Below are 14,546 nucleotides of genomic sequence, written 5' to 3'. Positions count from 1 at the left end.
TTTGCTTGGTTGTTGATTCGGCGCGAGAGCATGGCGCGGCGGCGCTCTGCCTCAGGCGCGCGAATCAGCCGTCCTGCCCATTGCGAGGGCTGCGCCTGGGCGCCATCAGGCCCGCTGCGGCTCCAGCGTCTTGGTGTAGAGCGACGCGCCGTTCAGGTCCTTGAGCACCACGGTCAGCGCCTGGCTGCGGTGGTCGATGTCGAGCTGGCCAAAGAACTGGTAGCCCTCGCTGGGGGCCGAATTGGCCCGGGGCGGCGCCTTCTGGAAGACCACGTCCAGGCCGAAGGTCTTGTCGGCTTCGTTGGGGCCGAAGCTGCCGGCATTGAGCGGGCCGGAGACGAATTCCCAGAACGGCGCGAAGTCCTTGAACTGCGCGCGCTCAGGACTGTAGTGGTGGGCGGCGGTGTAATGCACATCGGCGGTCAGCCACACCACATTGCGGATGCCCGCGTCCTTGATGGCCTTGAGCAGGCGCGCCATCTCCAGCTCGCGGCCCTTGGGCACGCCGTGATCGCCGTTGGCCAGGGCTTCCCATTGGTCGCGGCCTTCGGCGTCCTTGCCATCGGGCACGAACAGGCCGATCGGCATGTCGGCGGCAATCAGCTTCCAGGTGGCCTGGCTGGCCTTCAGGCCCGCCAGCAGCCACTCGAACTGCGGCCGTCCGAAGAAGTCGGTTTCCGCGCCTTCCGTGGCCTGCAGGTTGTGGGTGTTGGGGCCGCGGTAGCTGCGCATGTCCAGCACAAAAATGTCGGCCAGCGGGCCTTGCGGCAGGTGGCGGTACACGCGTTGCTGCTCGGCCGCGCCGAAGGGCCGCATCGGCGCGTATTCCATGAAGGCGCGGCGCCCCCGGGCGGTGAGCAGCGGCACGTTCTTCTCGGTATAGCGCTTGTCATTGGCCACGCTCTTGCTGTCCGAATAGTTGTTGGTGACCTCGTGGTCGTCCCACTGCCAGATCTGCGCGACCTCGCTGCCCAGCGCCTGCACGTTGCGGTCCATCAGGTTGTAGCGGTAGCGGCCACGGTACTCGTCCAGGGTTTCGGCCACCTTGGCGACCTGCGGGGTGACCAGGTTCTTCCAGGTGCTGCCATCTGGCAGCGCGATGGTTTCAGGGATGGGGCCATCGGCATAGATCGTGTCGCCGCTGTGCAGGAACACGTCGGGGTTGGTCTTGCGCATCTCGTCGTAGATGCGCATGCCGCCAATGTTCTCGTTGATGCCGTAGCCCTGACCCACGGTGTCGCCGCTCCACACCAGGCGAAAGGGGCGCGTTGCCGGGCCATCGGCCGCCAGGGGCGTGCGGAAATGCCCCAGTGCGGCGGGCGAGCGCGTGTTGGCGCTGGCCAAATCATCGAGCACCACGCGGTAGAAAATGTCCTGCCCGGCCGGCAGGCCTTGCAGGTCGATGCGGCCGGTGCCATCGGTGTCGGGCAGCAGATCGGGGCCGCGCACCACCATGCTCTTGGCGAAGTTGCTGGTGGTGGACCATTCGACATGCATGCGCGCCTCGCGGCTGGCGCGGGCCCAGACGATGGCGCTGTTGGCCAGCACATCGCCGCTTTGCAGACCCGACAGCAGCATCGGCCGCGCTGCGTCCCGCGTGATGGCGGCAGGCGCGCTCTGCGCGCGCAGGATGCCGGGCAGCAGGCTGGTGCCGGCGATCGCGGAAGAAGCAAGCAAGAAGTGGCGGCGGGCGAGCGGATGGTGGCGCATGGTCATGAAGCGGCGATGTGAAAACACCCACCTTAGCCATCGCATGTGACAGGCCAGTGAAGACAGCCCGGCCGCGTTGGTTCGACCGCAGGGGGCCGGACCAACGGCCAACTACGCGCCCGACATCAAGGTGCTGGGCACCGTCGCCACCGGCACGCCCTATCTGGGCGCCGCCGCGTCGGACGTGTCCACCGGCCTGGATCGCGTCTCACCCCAGTTGGCCTATCTGATGTACGCGACGGTCACGGCCAGGCTGGTTCAACCGGATTTCGACCCCGCCAGCGTCTTCCTGCCCGCCGCGATGGCGGACGTGCAGGCCTCGGCCGGCACCTGCGTCGGCCCGATGTTCAACCGCCTGATCGCAGAAAAGCGCACCGAGCGCAACACCTTGCAGCCCGACGGCTCGAAGCGCCTGCTCGGCCTCCTCGCACCGGTCACCGGCTACGCCACGCTCAAGCTGGCGCAGCCCGTGTTCATGGGCATCGGCGGCAAGGACGTGGACGTGCCCACCGCCATGCAGCAAAGCCTGGTGCGCGACGCCTGCAAGGCCGGCTCGCTCATCCAGGCGCACGTCTATGCCGACAAGGACCACAGCGGCACCGTGAACGCCTCGCTGAAGGACTCGCTGCCCTTCGTGCGCAGCCTGTGCTGGCCGGCCAGCCGGTGGCCTCCACCTGCGGCGGATAGGCCGGTCGCCCACCGGCACCGCGCTCGCCCGGCGGGCTGGGGATCGAGCGCGTGCCGCACAAGCCGCAGCCCACCATAATCGGCCCCATGCCTCGCCCCAGCCAACTCCTGCACGCCCAGCGCGAACCCGCGCCCACCCGCCCCGCCGCCACCGTCCTGCTGCTGCGCGATGCGCCGGCCGGCGTCGAGGTGCTGATGACGCGCCGCTCGATGACGGCCAGCTTTGCGCCCGGCGCCTACGTGTTTCCGGGCGGCGGCATCGACGCGGCGGATGCGGCTGCCCACGCGCAGGCCACGCGCCGGCCCACGCAGAGCGACGCGCACCTGACGCAGGCCATTGCCGCCATCCGCGAGAGCTTCGAGGAGCTGGGCGTGCTGCTGGCACGCCATGCCGACGGCACGCCGGCGACGGCGGCCGACCTGGCGGCGCTCAAGCGCGACGCACCGCTGGCCGCCCAGTGCAGCGCGCGCGGCCTGACGTTGGCGGCCGCCGACGTGTTCGTGCTGGCGCACTGGATCACCGACCGCGACCTGCCGCGCCGCTTCGACGTGCCCTTTCTGGTGGCGCGCATGCCCGAGGGGCAGACCCCGGTGGCCGACGAGGCCGAGCAGTTCGAGCCGGTGTGGGTGCGCCCGGCCGACGCCTTGGCGCGCCACGCAGCGGGCGAGTTCTTCATCATCTTTCCCACCATCCGCACGCTCGAGCGCCTGCAAAAGCACGCCACGGTGGATTCCGTGCTCGCCGCCTGTGCCTGCGAGCAGCCGCTGTGGACGAGCTGCCCGCGCGCCGGCCTGCTGGCCGGCAAGGAGGCGCGCTACATGGAACACGAGATGCCCTACGGCGAGCTGCACCTGGTCAGCCCCGACGGCCAGATCGTGCACGCGCTGGACTGGCAGTGCGAACGCCCCGTGCCGCTGCTCAAGAACGTGCAGCGCCTGACGGCGCCCAACCCCGGCTTCATGACCGGCCCCGGCACCAACAGCTACCTGGTGGGCGATCCGCGCACGGGCTACATCGCCATCGACCCCGGACCAGCGGATGCCGCGCACATCGAGCGCCTGTGGCGCGCGGCGGGCGGCGACATCCGCGCCATCGTCTGCACGCATTCGCACCCCGACCATTCGCCCGGCGCGCGCCCGCTGCAAGCGCTGTGCACCGGCAAGCCGCCCATCCTGGGCTTGCCCTCCTTGCCCACGGCGCGCGCCAACAGCCACTTCACGCCCGACAGAAAGCTACAAAATCAAGAGCTGCTTGCGCTTGATGGGCAAGCGCCAGATGGCAAAATCACCCATAGCCTGCGCGTCATCCACACGCCCGGCCACGCGGCCAACCACCTGTGCCTGCTGCTTGAGGAAGACGGTTTGCTGTTCAGTGGCGACCACATCCTGAACGGCAGCACAACCGTGATCGACCCGCCCGACGGCGACATGACGGCCTATCTGGAATCGCTGGACGTGCTGGACGCGGCCTGTGCCGAGCACGACGCCTGCTTCATCCTGCCCGCGCACGGCCACGTGCTGGGTTTTGCGCGCCAGGTCATCGCCCAGCTCAAGGCCCACCGCCTGGCGCGCGAGGCCAAGGTGGCGGCCGTCATGCGCGCCGACCCCGAAGGCACCATGGACGACTGGGTGGCCAAGGCCTATGACGACGTGCCCGAGCGCGTGTGGCCGGTGGCCAAGCGATCGCTGCTGGCCCATGTGGAGCGCATCCAGGCGACCGCGCCGGGCAACGATTGAGGCTCGGGGAAGCGCCGGCATCTTGCCGGCACAGCAGCGCCCCATGGATGCGCCGCTGGCCCTCACCCCAACCCTCTCCCAGAGGGAGAGGGTTGAAAAAGTGTGAAGTCCACCGATAAGCCGGATTCTGTGCGCCCCGGTTGCCCGGAGCGTGACCGCCATCAATCTGGGCCGCCGGTCGCCCGGACGGCTCGGTGCCACCTACCCGCACACTCGGCGGGCCGCCTCATCGTGTGCCTACTTGGTGTTGCTGCGCGCAGAGATTGCCCGTTTCACCCGCGCGGGTTGCCCCGCGCGACTCGTCTCTGTTGCTCTGATCCTCACCTCACGGTGGACAGGTGTTGCCTGCTGCGCTGCCCTGTGCAGTCCGGACGTTCCTCCAGCGCGCCCTTTCGGGCCTTGCGCCAGCGGCGGTCTGGTGGGCTTCACGGGCACAATTATCGCCTGCCGGCGCGGCGGGCCGCTCACGAGACCCAGAACGGCTGGCCGGTGGTCAGCACCACGATGCTGTTGAGAATGATCACCAGCAAGCCGACCAGGCCCAGGCCCATGGCCACGCCACCCAGCCTGGTGCGGTTGGCGGTGTAGCCCCCCACCAGCAGCACGCAGCTAATCACCATCGCGATCATGTTGAACTCGAAGAGGGTCATGGCAAGAGGGATTCAATCCAGAAAAAGCATCGCATGAGGCCAGTATGATGCCAGTGGCCCGCGGACGGCCTGCGCCAGCGCAAGTTGTGGTCAAACGCACCGCGTGGCGTGGATCAGCGCCGGACGCGCGCGCCGGACCCGCCGCGCGAGAATGCGCACCCGCCGCGCCCCTGCTCTCCAACCCTTTCAGGAGCCCCCTGCATGAAAGCCGACAACATCCTCCAGACCATCGGCCGCACGCCCGAGGTGCGCATCAATCGCCTCTACGGCAAGGACCACGCGGTGTGGATCAAGTGCGAGCGCGCCAACCCCGGCGGCTCGCTGAAAGATCGCATCGCGCTGGCCATGGTCGAGGCGGCCGAAAAGAGCGGCGCCCTCAAGCCGGGCGGCACCATCATCGAACCCACCAGCGGCAACACCGGCGTGGGCCTGGCCATGGTGGCGGCGGTCAAGGGCTACAAGATCGTGCTGGTGATGCCCGACAGCATGAGCATCGAGCGCCGCCGCGTGATGCTGGCCTATGGCGCCACGTTTGATCTGACGCCCAAGGAAAAGGGCATGAACGGCGCCATTGCCCGCGCGCAGGAGCTGGCGGCGCAAACGCCCGACAGCTGGATCCCCCAACAGTTCGACAACCCCGCCAATGCGGACGTGCACGAGCGCACCACGGCGCAAGAAATATGGGCCGACTTTCCTGAAGGCCTGGACGTGCTGACCACCGGCGTGGGTACGGGCGGCCACCTGACGGGCTGCGCGCGCCTGCTGAAGGCGAAGTGGCCCCAGCTCAAGGTGTTTGCCGTCGAGCCCAGCGCCTCGCCCGTCATCAGCGGCGGCGCGCCGGGGCCGCACACCATCCAGGGCCTTGGCGCGGGCTTCATCCCCAAGAACCTGGAAACCGGCCTGCTGGACGGCGTGATCACCGTGGACAACGACGAGGCACGCGAATGGGGCCGGCGCAGCGCGCGCGAAGAGGGCATGCTGGTGGGCATCAGCAGCGGCGCCACGCTGGCGGCCATTGCCAAGAAGCTGCCCGAGTTGCCCAAGGGCAGCCGGGTGCTGGGCTTCAACTACGACACGGGCGAGCGCTACTTGTCGGTGGAAGGCTATTTGCCCGCCTGACGCGGCTCGGCGCACCAAGCAAAAAGGGCGCCGATGGCGCCCTTGGTGGGTCTGTGCGCCCGCAAGTCACCGTCCAAGACACTGCGCATCACTTGAATCCGAAAGAGCCATATGGCCGCGGAGCAGGCCAAGCCAGCGATCGCCGTGGCCGGGGTTTCCCCGGTCACTGGCGAGCCTTGCAGGCCGCGGCGGCGCCAGAGGCACCGCCTCTTCGGGCCGTCCAAGCCTGCGCAGGCAGGCTTGGAGCCGCAGCCCTCAGCCCCCTGCAAGGGGGTAGGCGAAACATCGCGCAGCGAGTGGAGACTAGGGGTGATTGTGTTTATTCGCGTTCGGCGGGTTTTGGATACACCCAAGGCCCCAGGCGGCTGCCCTCAAAGGGCTTCCACTCGCCCTCGGGCTGCGCCAGGCGGTCGGCCAGGGCGTAGAGCACGGCAGGGTGAAAGCCCAGGCCCAGGTGGCTGGCCAGCACCTCGATGTTCTCGGTGTGCGGGCCGGCCTTCTCCAGGCTGCATTGCCAGGCCACCACGCCGTCGGTGCGGCTGTAGATGGAGGTGGTGGGCACGCTGGGCGTGGGGCGCACCTGGCTCCAGCGCTGCTCGTCGTCGGCGCTCTGGCCGCTCACCGACTCGTAGATGCGCCAGGCGTTGGTGGCGTGGCCGCTGCCGACGAAGGGGCTGCCCAGCGTGATCACGTCGCGCACCTCGTCGGTGTGGCTGGCGGCCAGCATGCGCGCATACACGCCGCCCAGGCTCCAGCCCACCACGCTGACCTTTTGCCCGCTCTTGTCGGCCAATTTCTTGAGCAGATCGACCATGCCCTTTTCGACGCCGGGACGCGGCCCCAGGTTGCGGCCCTGGCCCCAGCCATGCACGTCGTAATGGCGAAACTTCAGGTAGCGGCGCAGCAGCCCGGTCGAGGCGTCGCTGGCCACCAGGCCGGGCAGCACCAGCACCGCGTGGCCGTCGCCCTTGGGCGCCAGACGCAACAGCGGCCACCAGGCCACGCTGGCCGCGGCCTCCCACAGTGCGCGGCCTTCGGCCATCAGCAGCAGGCGCGAAGGCGGGGCGATGGGGGTGTCGTAAGTGACTGCGGTCATGAGGCTTCCTTTCAAATCAAGCGGCCATGATGCCGCCCAGTTGCTGTTATCCAAGATATTTGCTCTTCAGATAATCCAGATATGCCCGGGATTCCCCGGATATATAGGGGGATATTAGTGTCAAAGTGTAAAAAGCAGCCAGGCCCGGGTCGGTATCGCGCCCGTCGCGCCCCGGGATGAAGCGCTCGAACGAAAGCCAGCAGGTGGTGGTGAAGACGATTTGCAACGCCAGGATGCGCGCCTGCTCGCTGCTGGCCTGCAGCACGCCACTGGCCGACAGCTGCGTCACCAGCGCCTGGGCGGCCAGCAGGTTGCGGGCCGTCAGGGCCTGGGCGCGCCGCCCCAGTTCGGGGTATTCGCGCGCCAGATGCGCCATGTCGCGGTAGATGAAGCGGTATTCGGCAATGGCCTCGAACTGCAGGTGCAGCGCCAGCCAGTAGTCGTCCACCGCCGCAATGCGCGCCACGCCGCCCCCCAGCGCCTCCAGCTTTTGCTCGAAGCGCCAGAACAGCACCGTGACGATCTGCTCCTTGGTCTTGAAGTGGTAGTGCAGGTTGCCGGGGCTGATGCCCAGCTCGGCCGCCACCTTGTGGGTGGACACCCCCGCCAGCCCCTCGGCATTGAACAGCGCCAAGCTGGCCTGCAGGATGCGGTCGCGGGTGGGGCTGGCCATGCCGGCGCGCTGTCGTGCGTCGTTGCCGGTCAGCCCTTGGCGCGCGGGGTGCGCGCCGCGGGTTTGGGTGCGGCGCCGCGGCGCGGCACCTTGCGCAGTTCGGCCAGCTCGGCCTTCAGCTGCTCGATCTCGGCATGCAAAGCCGCCACGTCATCGGCCGTGGGCCAGCCCAGGCGCTGCAGCGCGCCGGCCACGCGCTGGTCGAACACGTCCTCGAACTTGCGAAAGCCGAAGCTGTCCAGCGAAGGAAATCCCAGGCCGGGCGCGGGCGCTTCAGCGCGCGGCGCCTTGGCCTGCTGGCCCAGACCCAGCAGGTTTTCCAGCCGGAAGGCCTTCAGGCCGGCGCGCAGCAGCTCTTCGGTGCTGGGCAGGCCCCCGGCAGCGGGCGCCGGCTCCACCGGGGCGGGCGCGGGGGCCGGGGCTGCCGCGCGCTTGCGGCGCTGGGGGGTGGGCACTGTGGTCTTGCTGGCCATGCGTGACTCCTGCTGAAGACCCAAGGATAAGGGATGGTCTGCACAAGCCGTCGCGAGCGACGTGCGGGTACAGGGCCATCCCCGGTGTGTCTGAACGATGACGGCAGCCGACGGGCCGCCGCCCGGCCGATCAGGCGGCCTTGCGCGTGTTGCGGCGAGCGGCCGGGCGCTTGGCGGGCTTGGCCACCACGTCCACCACGTCGGCCTGGACTTGCTCGACCTTGGCGACAAAGGCTTCGGCGCGCTCTTCCAGGCGCTGGGCACCGGCGGCGACCTTGTCGGCCAGTTGGGCCGACAGCTGGGCCACCGGCAGTTGCAGGGCAACCACGCCGTCGACGAACTGGCGCACGGCGGGCGAGTCGATCATCACGACGCGCTGGGTGGCGGCGTCGATGCCGCTGGTGGCGGCAACGGCCACGCGGTCCATCACGGTGATGGCGCTGTTGGTGCCGGCTTCCAGGCGCTGCTGCACCATGTCGTTCCACTTGGCGCTGGTTTGCAGCCATTGTTCACGGGCCTGCTCGCTCAGCATGGAGGGCTTGCCGGCACGCAGGGCGCTGCGACGGGCGGCGGCACGGGCCAGCGCACCTTGCACGCCCTTGCAGTAGGCGGTGGCCAGGGTCTTGGCGGCGGCGTTGTAGGACTCGACCATGCGCGTGTTGGCGGCAGCGAGGTTTTCGATGGCGGAGAGGGTTTGCTTGGTCATGTGAAAGGCTCCTGAGGTAAAGCCATGCGGGATGGCGATGAAGTGATTGTCTCGGGTAAACCCTAGGGTCTGCCAACCAAAAATGTCGGGTACTTAGGCTATCTGCCCTAATTCCCCCATCAAACGCCCAAGAAAGAACCGCAGCCGATGCCATCGTGCTGCGGTTTTGGAAGCTGCCGGTGCTTGCTGCGACCGGTATTCAGCCCATTCCCCCTCTGGGTGGAAGGTTGGGATGGGGGCCACCCGCGCATCCAGCCACGCAGGGATGCGCCCTGGCCCCCACCCCTGCCCTCCCCCAGCGGGGGAGGGAGAAAAGCGGCTTATCGCCCCAGCGCCTGCAGCGCGGCAATGCGCTGCTCCATCGGCGGGTGGGTGGAAAACAACTGGCCGATGCTGCCCGCAATACCCATGGCCGCCAGGTTCTTGGGCATGTGCTGGCCTTCGGCATGCATGCCGCCCAGGCGCTGCAGCGCGGCGATCATGTTGCGCGGATTGCCCATCAATTGGGCCGAGCCGGCGTCGGCGCGAAATTCGCGCTGGCGCGAAAACCAGGCCACCACGATGCCGGCCAGAAAGCCGAACACGATGTCCAGCACCACGGTGGTCACGTAGTAGCCGATGCCGGGGCCGCTGCGGTCGTCGCCGCGGCGCAGAAAGCCGTCCACCAGCGAGCCGATCACGCGGCTGGCAAACACGACAAAGGTGTTCATCACGCCCTGGATCAGCGCCATGGTCACCATGTCGCCGTTGGCCACGTGGGCCACCTCGTGGCCAATCACGGCCTCGACCTCCTCGCGCGTCATGCCGCGCAAGAGGCCCGTGGAGACGGCCACCAGGGCGGAATTCTTGAACGCGCCGGTGGCAAAGGCGTTGGGCTCGCCTTCGTAGATGCCGACTTCGGGCATGCCGATGCCGGCCTTGTCGGCAAAGCCGCGCACGGTCTCGACGATCCAGGCTTCGTCGGCATTGCGCGGCGTCTGGATGATCTGCACGCCCATGCTCATCTTGGCCATGGTCTTGCTCAGCAGCAGCGACACGATGGCGCCGGCAAAGCCGACCACCAGCGAGAAGATCATCAGCTGCCCGGTGTTGGTGCCGGTGTAGCGGCCCACGCCCAGCAGGCTGGTGACGATGCCGACCACCACCATCACGGCGATGTTGGTCAGCACGAACAGTGCAATTCGTTTCATGGAGTCCCTCAAAAAGCCGCCGTCGGTCAATCGCCGGGGCTGGCGCGAATGGTAGGGGCAGTTGGAGCGCTTTCAAGGCCGTCGGTTCCATCCGTGCGCGTCTTGAGGTTCAAAACAGAAAACAGCCGGACGCAGAGGACGCAAAGGATTCGCAGAGAACGCAAAAAAGTCAGAATTCACTTCATCCTGGTTTTTGGATTGTTTTGCGTCCTTTGCGCTTTCTTTGCGTCCTCTGCGTCCGGCTGTTTTAATCGGAGCATTCCACTCCCCCGAGAATTTCTTATGACCACCTTGAACTGGCTCGAAAAGCTGGTCGCCATCGACACCACCAGCCGCAATTCCAACCTCGGCCTGATCGAGACCGTGCGCGATGCCCTGGCCGCCCAAGGCCTCAAGCCCTGGCTGGCCGGCAACGCCGAGGGCACCAAGGCCAACCTGTTCTGCACCCTGCCGGCGGAAGATGGGCAAACACAGGGCGGCATCGTGCTGTCGGGCCACACCGACGTGGTGCCGGTCGATGGCCAGCCCTGGAGCAGCGACCCCTTCAAGCTGACCGACAAGGGCGACGGGCGCCTGTACGCGCGCGGCAGCTGCGACATGAAGGGCTTCATCGCCAGCAGCCTGGCGCTGGTGCCGAATGCCATCCACATGCCGCGCAAAAAGCCCCTGCACCTGGCCTTCTCGTACGACGAGGAGGTCGGCTGCGTCGGCGCGCCCGTGATGCTGGCCGAACTGAAGGCGCGTGGCATTCGCGCCGACGGCTGCATCGTGGGCGAGCCCACGTCCATGCAGCCCGTGGTGGCGCACAAGGGCGGCTACTTCTTTCACTGCAGGGTGCATGGACGGGCGGCGCATTCCTCGCTCACGCCGCAGGGCTGCAACGCCATCGAGTACGCCGCGCGGCTGATCTGCCACATCCGCGACCTGGCCGACGCCTGGCGCACCCAGGGCCCCTACGACGAGGCCTTCGACGTGCCCCACAGCACCATCACCACCAACCTGATCAGCGGCGGCATCGCCATCAACACCGTGCCCGACTTCTGCACCTTCAACTACGACTTTCGCCACCTGCCCGGCCACAGCGCCGACGGCATCCAGGCCGAGATCCAGCGCTACATCGACGAGGAACTGCTGCCGCGCATGAAGCGCGAGTACGACGGCGCCCGCGTGGAGCTGGAGTGCGGCGCCGCCGTGGCCGCCCTCAACGCCAGCGAGCAGGCCGCCATCACCGCGCTGGTGCGCGCCCTGACGCAAGACCAGGGCGTGCGCAAGGTTGCCTACGGCACCGAGGCCGGCCAGTTCGCGCAGGCCGGCATCCCCGCCGTGCTGTGCGGGCCGGGCTCGATCGAGCGGGCGCACAAGGTGGATGAATACGTCGAGGTGGAGCAGCTGGCGCAGTGCGACCGCTTCTTGCACCGGGTGGCCGAGTCGCTTTGCCGTTGACTATTGTTTTGATAGCGTCTTGCGCTTGATGGGTGGGCGCTTTGGCAACATTTCAGCTTGCCCCTGCAAGCGCCCGCGTTTGCGTGCGTCGCCCCAGCCAGGGCCAGAGTATTACCGGGCGTTGCGGGGCGACTGGGACTACCGGGGCGAATTTTGAGCAGGAAGCAATGTGACAGCAGTGAAGAAGTGGCAGCGTCAACCAGCGCCGGATGCTCTCTTGTCAATAGCAACCTCCCTGGAGCATCCCGGCGTGCTGGTCTAGCCGCGTATCAAGCTTAACGTATTTGTGACGTTTTGTATGTGACCCGAACGGGCCACATGAACGCGGCCTGTGGCCCATTCGGGCGACATGCCAAAGCACGCGCGCTGGGCGATGATGTCGAACCTCGACCCCGACCGCTCCCCCGAATGCCGCCGCCCACCCTCGCCCCCAGCCGCAGCGCCGCCATCCGCGTGGCGGTGGTGGAAGACGACGCAGCCTGCCGCCAGTCGCTGGTGCAGGCGCTGCAGGCAGCGCCCGACATGCAGCTGGCCTGGCAGTGCGCCGCGCGCGCAGGTGGACTGGGCCCCGCAGCCGCAGGGCGGCACCGTGTTCACGCTGTGGCTGCCGCTGCATGCGCCCGCCGAGCGGCCCGACGACAGCGGGTTTCTGATCACGCGGCCGGCGCCCGATCTGGACGCGTGAGCGCCGGGTGCCTCATCGCTGCCTCTCCTCGAACGGACGGGGCCGATCAACCCCGCTCTTGCTCCCTCTCCCTCTGGGAAAGGGTTGGGGTGAGCGCCAGCGGCACATCCGAACGCATCGGTGCTTGATCGCCCCGCCCCTCACCCCTCCCTCTCCCCAAAGGGGCGAGGGCGATCGGTCTGCTGAATTTCAATCCCTCTCTCTGGCAGAGAGTTGCGATGAGGGCCAGCCGCGCCCCTTGACGCGCCGCACGGGTCGGCTCACCGCCGCGCCACCCGAAACACCTGCGCGTCGTCGTAAAAACCGGGCGCCTCGTTGCCCGCCCACCAGCCGGGCACGCCCAGCAGCGGCAGCGGCGCGAAGGGCTTGGCGGCCAGCTTGTCGGCGCTCAAGTCCCGGGCCAGCCATTCGTCCAGCGCCAGAAGGTCGCCCCCCGGGTCGAACGCCGGCTCCACGCGCCACGCATGGCCGGTGATGGACTTGTAGGGCGTCACCAGCTTCTCCAGCGCGGCGTGGCCGAACACCAGCACGCGCGCCTCGCGCCACAGCGGTCGCAGCGGGCCGAACAGCTCGCGCCAGCGGCGTGCGACCAGCGCCTGCCACAGCGCATCCGGCGCATGCAGCAGCACGGCGTTTTCGTCGAACACGGTGGCCGCGTCGCGCACCGGCCCGCGCGTGGCGCGCACGCCGTCGCGCGCGATCTCGGCGGCTTGCAAGGCGTTCAACCGCGCCTTGGTGCGGGCAAAGCGCAGCCACGCCAGGCCGTTGAAGGCATCGTGCCCGTTGTCGCGCGTGGGCACGGCGCGCTGGCGGGCGATGAAGGCTTCGTACGCGACGTCGGCCGGCACCTCGGCCGCTGACACGAAGCGCACTGGCACAGCCGGCGGCGCGTGGGCGTTCAGCGCCGCGGCCACCGCGCCGACACCCACGTTGGACGCGGTCGCAGCCTGCCAGACCTCGCGGCCGGTCGCGGCCCAGGGCCGATACCAGGGGGCCGCCCAGTCGGGCTGGGCCAGGCCAGGAGCCGCCGTCGAAGTCGCTTGCCTTACCATCGCCGGCGATCGTGCCACACCCACAGGGAGTCCCCATGAGCGAACCCGGCGCCGCCGCGCCAACCCACCCCAAGGCCACGCGTGGGCGCGACATTCACGAGCCGCACCGCACGGCCACGCCGCTGGAGCTGCTGTTCGACCTGACCTTCGTCATCGCCGTGGCCACGGCCGCGTCGCAGCTGCACCACGCCGAAGGCGCCGGCCACACGCTGGCCACCCTGCCCGGCTATGCGGTGGCCTTCTTCGCCATCTGGTGGGCGTGGATGAACTACACGTGGTTTGCCTCTGCCTACGACAACGACGACGTGAGCTACCGCGTGCTGACCCTGCTGCAGATGGTGGGCGCGCTGGTGTTCGCCACCGGGGTGCCGGGCCTGTTCAAGGGCGACACCACGCTGGGCGTGGCCGGCTACGTGGCCATGCGCCTGCCGCTGTGCCTGCAATGGCTGCGCGCGGCGCAGGGCGACCCGCAGCGGCGCGCCACCTGCCTGCGCTATGCCGGCGGCGTGGCCTTTGTGCAGGTGCTGTGGATCGTGCGCGCGGTGGCGGCGGCCGGCGGCTGGCTGCCGCCCGGCTGGGCCTGGCCGACGCTGATCGCGTTGATCGTGGCCGAGCTGGCCGTGCCGCCGTGGGCCGAGTCCAGGGGCACCACGCCCTGGCACGCGCACCACATCGCCGAGCGCTACAGCGGCTTCGTCATCATCATCCTGGGCGAGAGCATCCTGGGCGCGGCCAACGCCATCGGCAACGGGGTGCAGGCCAGCGGCCTGTCGGCCGAGCTGGCCCTGGTGGGCCTGGGCTGCACGCTGCTGGCCTTTTGCCTGTGGTGGATGTACTTCTTGCTGCCCTCGGGCGAGGCGCTGCACCGCCACCGCGAGCGCGCCTTTTTCTGGGGCTACGGCCACTACCTGAGCTTTGCCGCGCTGGCCGCCGTGGGCAGCGGGCTGGAGGTGGTGGCCGACGCCATGAAGACCCCACCCGACACCGCCGCCGCCAGCGCCGCCATCAACGCGGTGGCCATTCCGCTGGCGATCTTCATCGTCTCGGTCTGGGCGCTGCACCGCCACGCCACGCGCTCGGCCGACCGGCAAGCCGCGCTGGCGCTCATCGTGCTGGCCTGCACCGCCCTGGGCCCGCTGGCCGTGGCGCAAGGGCTGCCCCTGCCCTGGGGCCTGCTGCTGCTGTCGCTGGGGCCCATCGTCGCCATCGTCTACAACGAGCGCGGGCGCAAGCGGGCGGTGGAGCGGTTTGCGGTGCGGTGAGTGGCGAAAAAGCCGTCGGATTCGCTGCGCGGATCCGACCTACGCAGGCGTGGGCGCCGTATC

General features: G+C 68.6%; 14 protein-coding genes and 1 other RNA gene. 6 read left to right on the top strand and 9 right to left on the bottom strand.

Annotated elements, in window-relative coordinates; translation table 11 throughout:
• Positions 1–105 precede the first annotated feature (105 nt).
• A complete protein-coding gene (locus U1F38_RS01595) occupies positions 106–1,716 on the bottom strand; it encodes an alkaline phosphatase D family protein (protein ID WP_409985302.1) in 1,611 nt (536 codons plus the stop codon).
• Between the two features lie 70 nt (positions 1,717–1,786).
• Here U1F38_RS01595 and U1F38_RS01590 point away from each other — a divergent pair, with 70 nt between their 5' ends.
• Positions 1,787–2,476, top strand: coding sequence for a hypothetical protein (locus U1F38_RS01590; protein WP_409985301.1), 690 nt, complete (start codon positions 1,787–1,789; stop codon positions 2,474–2,476).
• Between the two features lie 8 nt (positions 2,477–2,484).
• Positions 2,485–4,134: an MBL fold metallo-hydrolase gene (locus tag U1F38_RS01585; protein WP_409985300.1), complete on the top strand. Its 1,650-nt coding sequence runs from the start codon at positions 2,485–2,487 to the stop codon at positions 4,132–4,134.
• A gap of 100 nt (positions 4,135–4,234) precedes the next feature.
• Here U1F38_RS01585 and rnpB read toward each other — a convergent pair.
• Positions 4,235–4,561: RNase P RNA component class A (gene rnpB, locus U1F38_RS01580), an RNA gene on the bottom strand.
• A gap of 37 nt (positions 4,562–4,598) precedes the next feature.
• The gene (locus U1F38_RS01575; protein WP_409985299.1) at positions 4,599–4,784 is read right to left on the bottom strand and encodes a hypothetical protein; all 186 of its coding nucleotides are present in this window, start codon (positions 4,782–4,784) and stop codon (positions 4,599–4,601) included.
• A gap of 201 nt (positions 4,785–4,985) precedes the next feature.
• Between U1F38_RS01575 and cysK the strand changes: the two genes are divergently transcribed.
• Positions 4,986–5,903 (top strand): cysteine synthase A, encoded by a 918-nt coding sequence (cysK, locus tag U1F38_RS01570; protein ID WP_409985298.1) that lies wholly within the window; start codon positions 4,986–4,988, stop codon positions 5,901–5,903.
• A 319-nt stretch (positions 5,904–6,222) separates the two neighbouring features.
• Here cysK and U1F38_RS01565 read toward each other — a convergent pair whose 3' ends face one another.
• The 5 genes from U1F38_RS01565 to htpX all read right to left on the bottom strand — a co-directional run bounded on the left by U1F38_RS01565 (position 6,223) and on the right by htpX (position 10,041).
• Positions 6,223–6,999: an esterase/lipase family protein gene (locus U1F38_RS01565; protein WP_409985297.1), complete on the bottom strand. Its 777-nt coding sequence runs from the start codon at positions 6,997–6,999 to the stop codon at positions 6,223–6,225.
• Positions 7,000–7,045: 46 nt separating this feature from the next.
• Positions 7,046–7,672 carry a TetR/AcrR family transcriptional regulator gene (locus tag U1F38_RS01560; protein WP_409985296.1) on the bottom strand — a complete coding sequence of 209 codons (627 nt, stop codon included), beginning with the start codon at positions 7,670–7,672 and terminating at the stop codon, positions 7,046–7,048.
• A gap of 29 nt (positions 7,673–7,701) precedes the next feature.
• The gene (locus tag U1F38_RS01555) at positions 7,702–8,145 is read right to left on the bottom strand and encodes a phasin family protein (protein WP_409985295.1); all 444 of its coding nucleotides are present in this window, start codon (positions 8,143–8,145) and stop codon (positions 7,702–7,704) included.
• Between the two features lie 130 nt (positions 8,146–8,275).
• Positions 8,276–8,851, bottom strand: coding sequence for a hypothetical protein (locus U1F38_RS01550; RefSeq protein ID WP_409985294.1), 576 nt, complete (start codon positions 8,849–8,851; stop codon positions 8,276–8,278).
• A 320-nt stretch (positions 8,852–9,171) separates the two neighbouring features.
• Positions 9,172–10,041: a protease HtpX gene (gene htpX / locus U1F38_RS01545; protein WP_409985293.1), complete on the bottom strand. Its 870-nt coding sequence runs from the start codon at positions 10,039–10,041 to the stop codon at positions 9,172–9,174.
• A 282-nt stretch (positions 10,042–10,323) separates the two neighbouring features.
• Between htpX and argE the strand changes: the two genes are divergently transcribed.
• Positions 10,324–11,484 carry an acetylornithine deacetylase gene (gene argE, locus U1F38_RS01540; RefSeq protein ID WP_409985292.1) on the top strand — a complete coding sequence of 387 codons (1,161 nt, stop codon included), beginning with the start codon at positions 10,324–10,326 and terminating at the stop codon, positions 11,482–11,484.
• A 556-nt stretch (positions 11,485–12,040) separates the two neighbouring features.
• Positions 12,041–12,169, top strand: a complete 129-nt coding sequence (locus tag U1F38_RS01535) for a hypothetical protein (protein ID WP_409985291.1) — start codon at positions 12,041–12,043, stop codon at positions 12,167–12,169.
• 260 nt (positions 12,170–12,429) lie between these two features.
• Here the strand turns inward: U1F38_RS01535 and U1F38_RS01530 are convergent, their stop codons facing one another.
• Positions 12,430–13,221: a DUF3025 domain-containing protein gene (locus U1F38_RS01530; RefSeq protein WP_409985290.1), complete on the bottom strand. Its 792-nt coding sequence runs from the start codon at positions 13,219–13,221 to the stop codon at positions 12,430–12,432.
• Positions 13,222–13,256: 35 nt separating this feature from the next.
• Here U1F38_RS01530 and U1F38_RS01525 point away from each other — a divergent pair, with 35 nt between their 5' ends.
• Positions 13,257–14,483 (top strand): low temperature requirement protein A, encoded by a 1,227-nt coding sequence (locus tag U1F38_RS01525; protein WP_409985289.1) that lies wholly within the window; start codon positions 13,257–13,259, stop codon positions 14,481–14,483.
• Positions 14,484–14,546 lie beyond the last annotated feature (63 nt).

The organism is Ottowia sp. (assembly GCF_046348305.1).
Lineage (GTDB): Bacteria > Pseudomonadota > Gammaproteobacteria > Burkholderiales > Burkholderiaceae_C > Ottowia.
Note: the sequence above shows the minus strand (reverse complement) of the source record. Positions and strands in the feature narration are given on the sequence as shown.

Bases quoted from the DNA above. Each gene is read 5' to 3' on its own strand.
- U1F38_RS01595 (WP_409985302.1), bottom strand. From the start codon at position 1,716: ATGACCATGCGCCACCATCCGCTCGCCCGCCGCCACTTCTTGCTTGCT.
- U1F38_RS01585 (WP_409985300.1), top strand. From the start codon at position 2,485: ATGCCTCGCCCCAGCCAACTCCTGCACGCCCAGCGCGAACCCGCGCCC.
- U1F38_RS01575 (WP_409985299.1), bottom strand. From the start codon at position 4,784: ATGACCCTCTTCGAGTTCAACATGATCGCGATGGTGATTAGCTGCGTG.
- cysK (WP_409985298.1), top strand. From the start codon at position 4,986: ATGAAAGCCGACAACATCCTCCAGACCATCGGCCGCACGCCCGAGGTG.
- U1F38_RS01565 (WP_409985297.1), bottom strand. From the start codon at position 6,999: ATGACCGCAGTCACTTACGACACCCCCATCGCCCCGCCTTCGCGCCTG.
- U1F38_RS01560 (WP_409985296.1), bottom strand. From the start codon at position 7,672: ATGGCCAGCCCCACCCGCGACCGCATCCTGCAGGCCAGCTTGGCGCTG.
- U1F38_RS01555 (WP_409985295.1), bottom strand. From the start codon at position 8,145: ATGGCCAGCAAGACCACAGTGCCCACCCCCCAGCGCCGCAAGCGCGCG.
- U1F38_RS01550 (WP_409985294.1), bottom strand. From the start codon at position 8,851: ATGACCAAGCAAACCCTCTCCGCCATCGAAAACCTCGCTGCCGCCAAC.
- htpX (WP_409985293.1), bottom strand. From the start codon at position 10,041: ATGAAACGAATTGCACTGTTCGTGCTGACCAACATCGCCGTGATGGTG.
- argE (WP_409985292.1), top strand. From the start codon at position 10,324: ATGACCACCTTGAACTGGCTCGAAAAGCTGGTCGCCATCGACACCACC.
- U1F38_RS01530 (WP_409985290.1), bottom strand. From the start codon at position 13,221: ATGGTAAGGCAAGCGACTTCGACGGCGGCTCCTGGCCTGGCCCAGCCC.
- U1F38_RS01525 (WP_409985289.1), top strand. From the start codon at position 13,257: ATGAGCGAACCCGGCGCCGCCGCGCCAACCCACCCCAAGGCCACGCGT.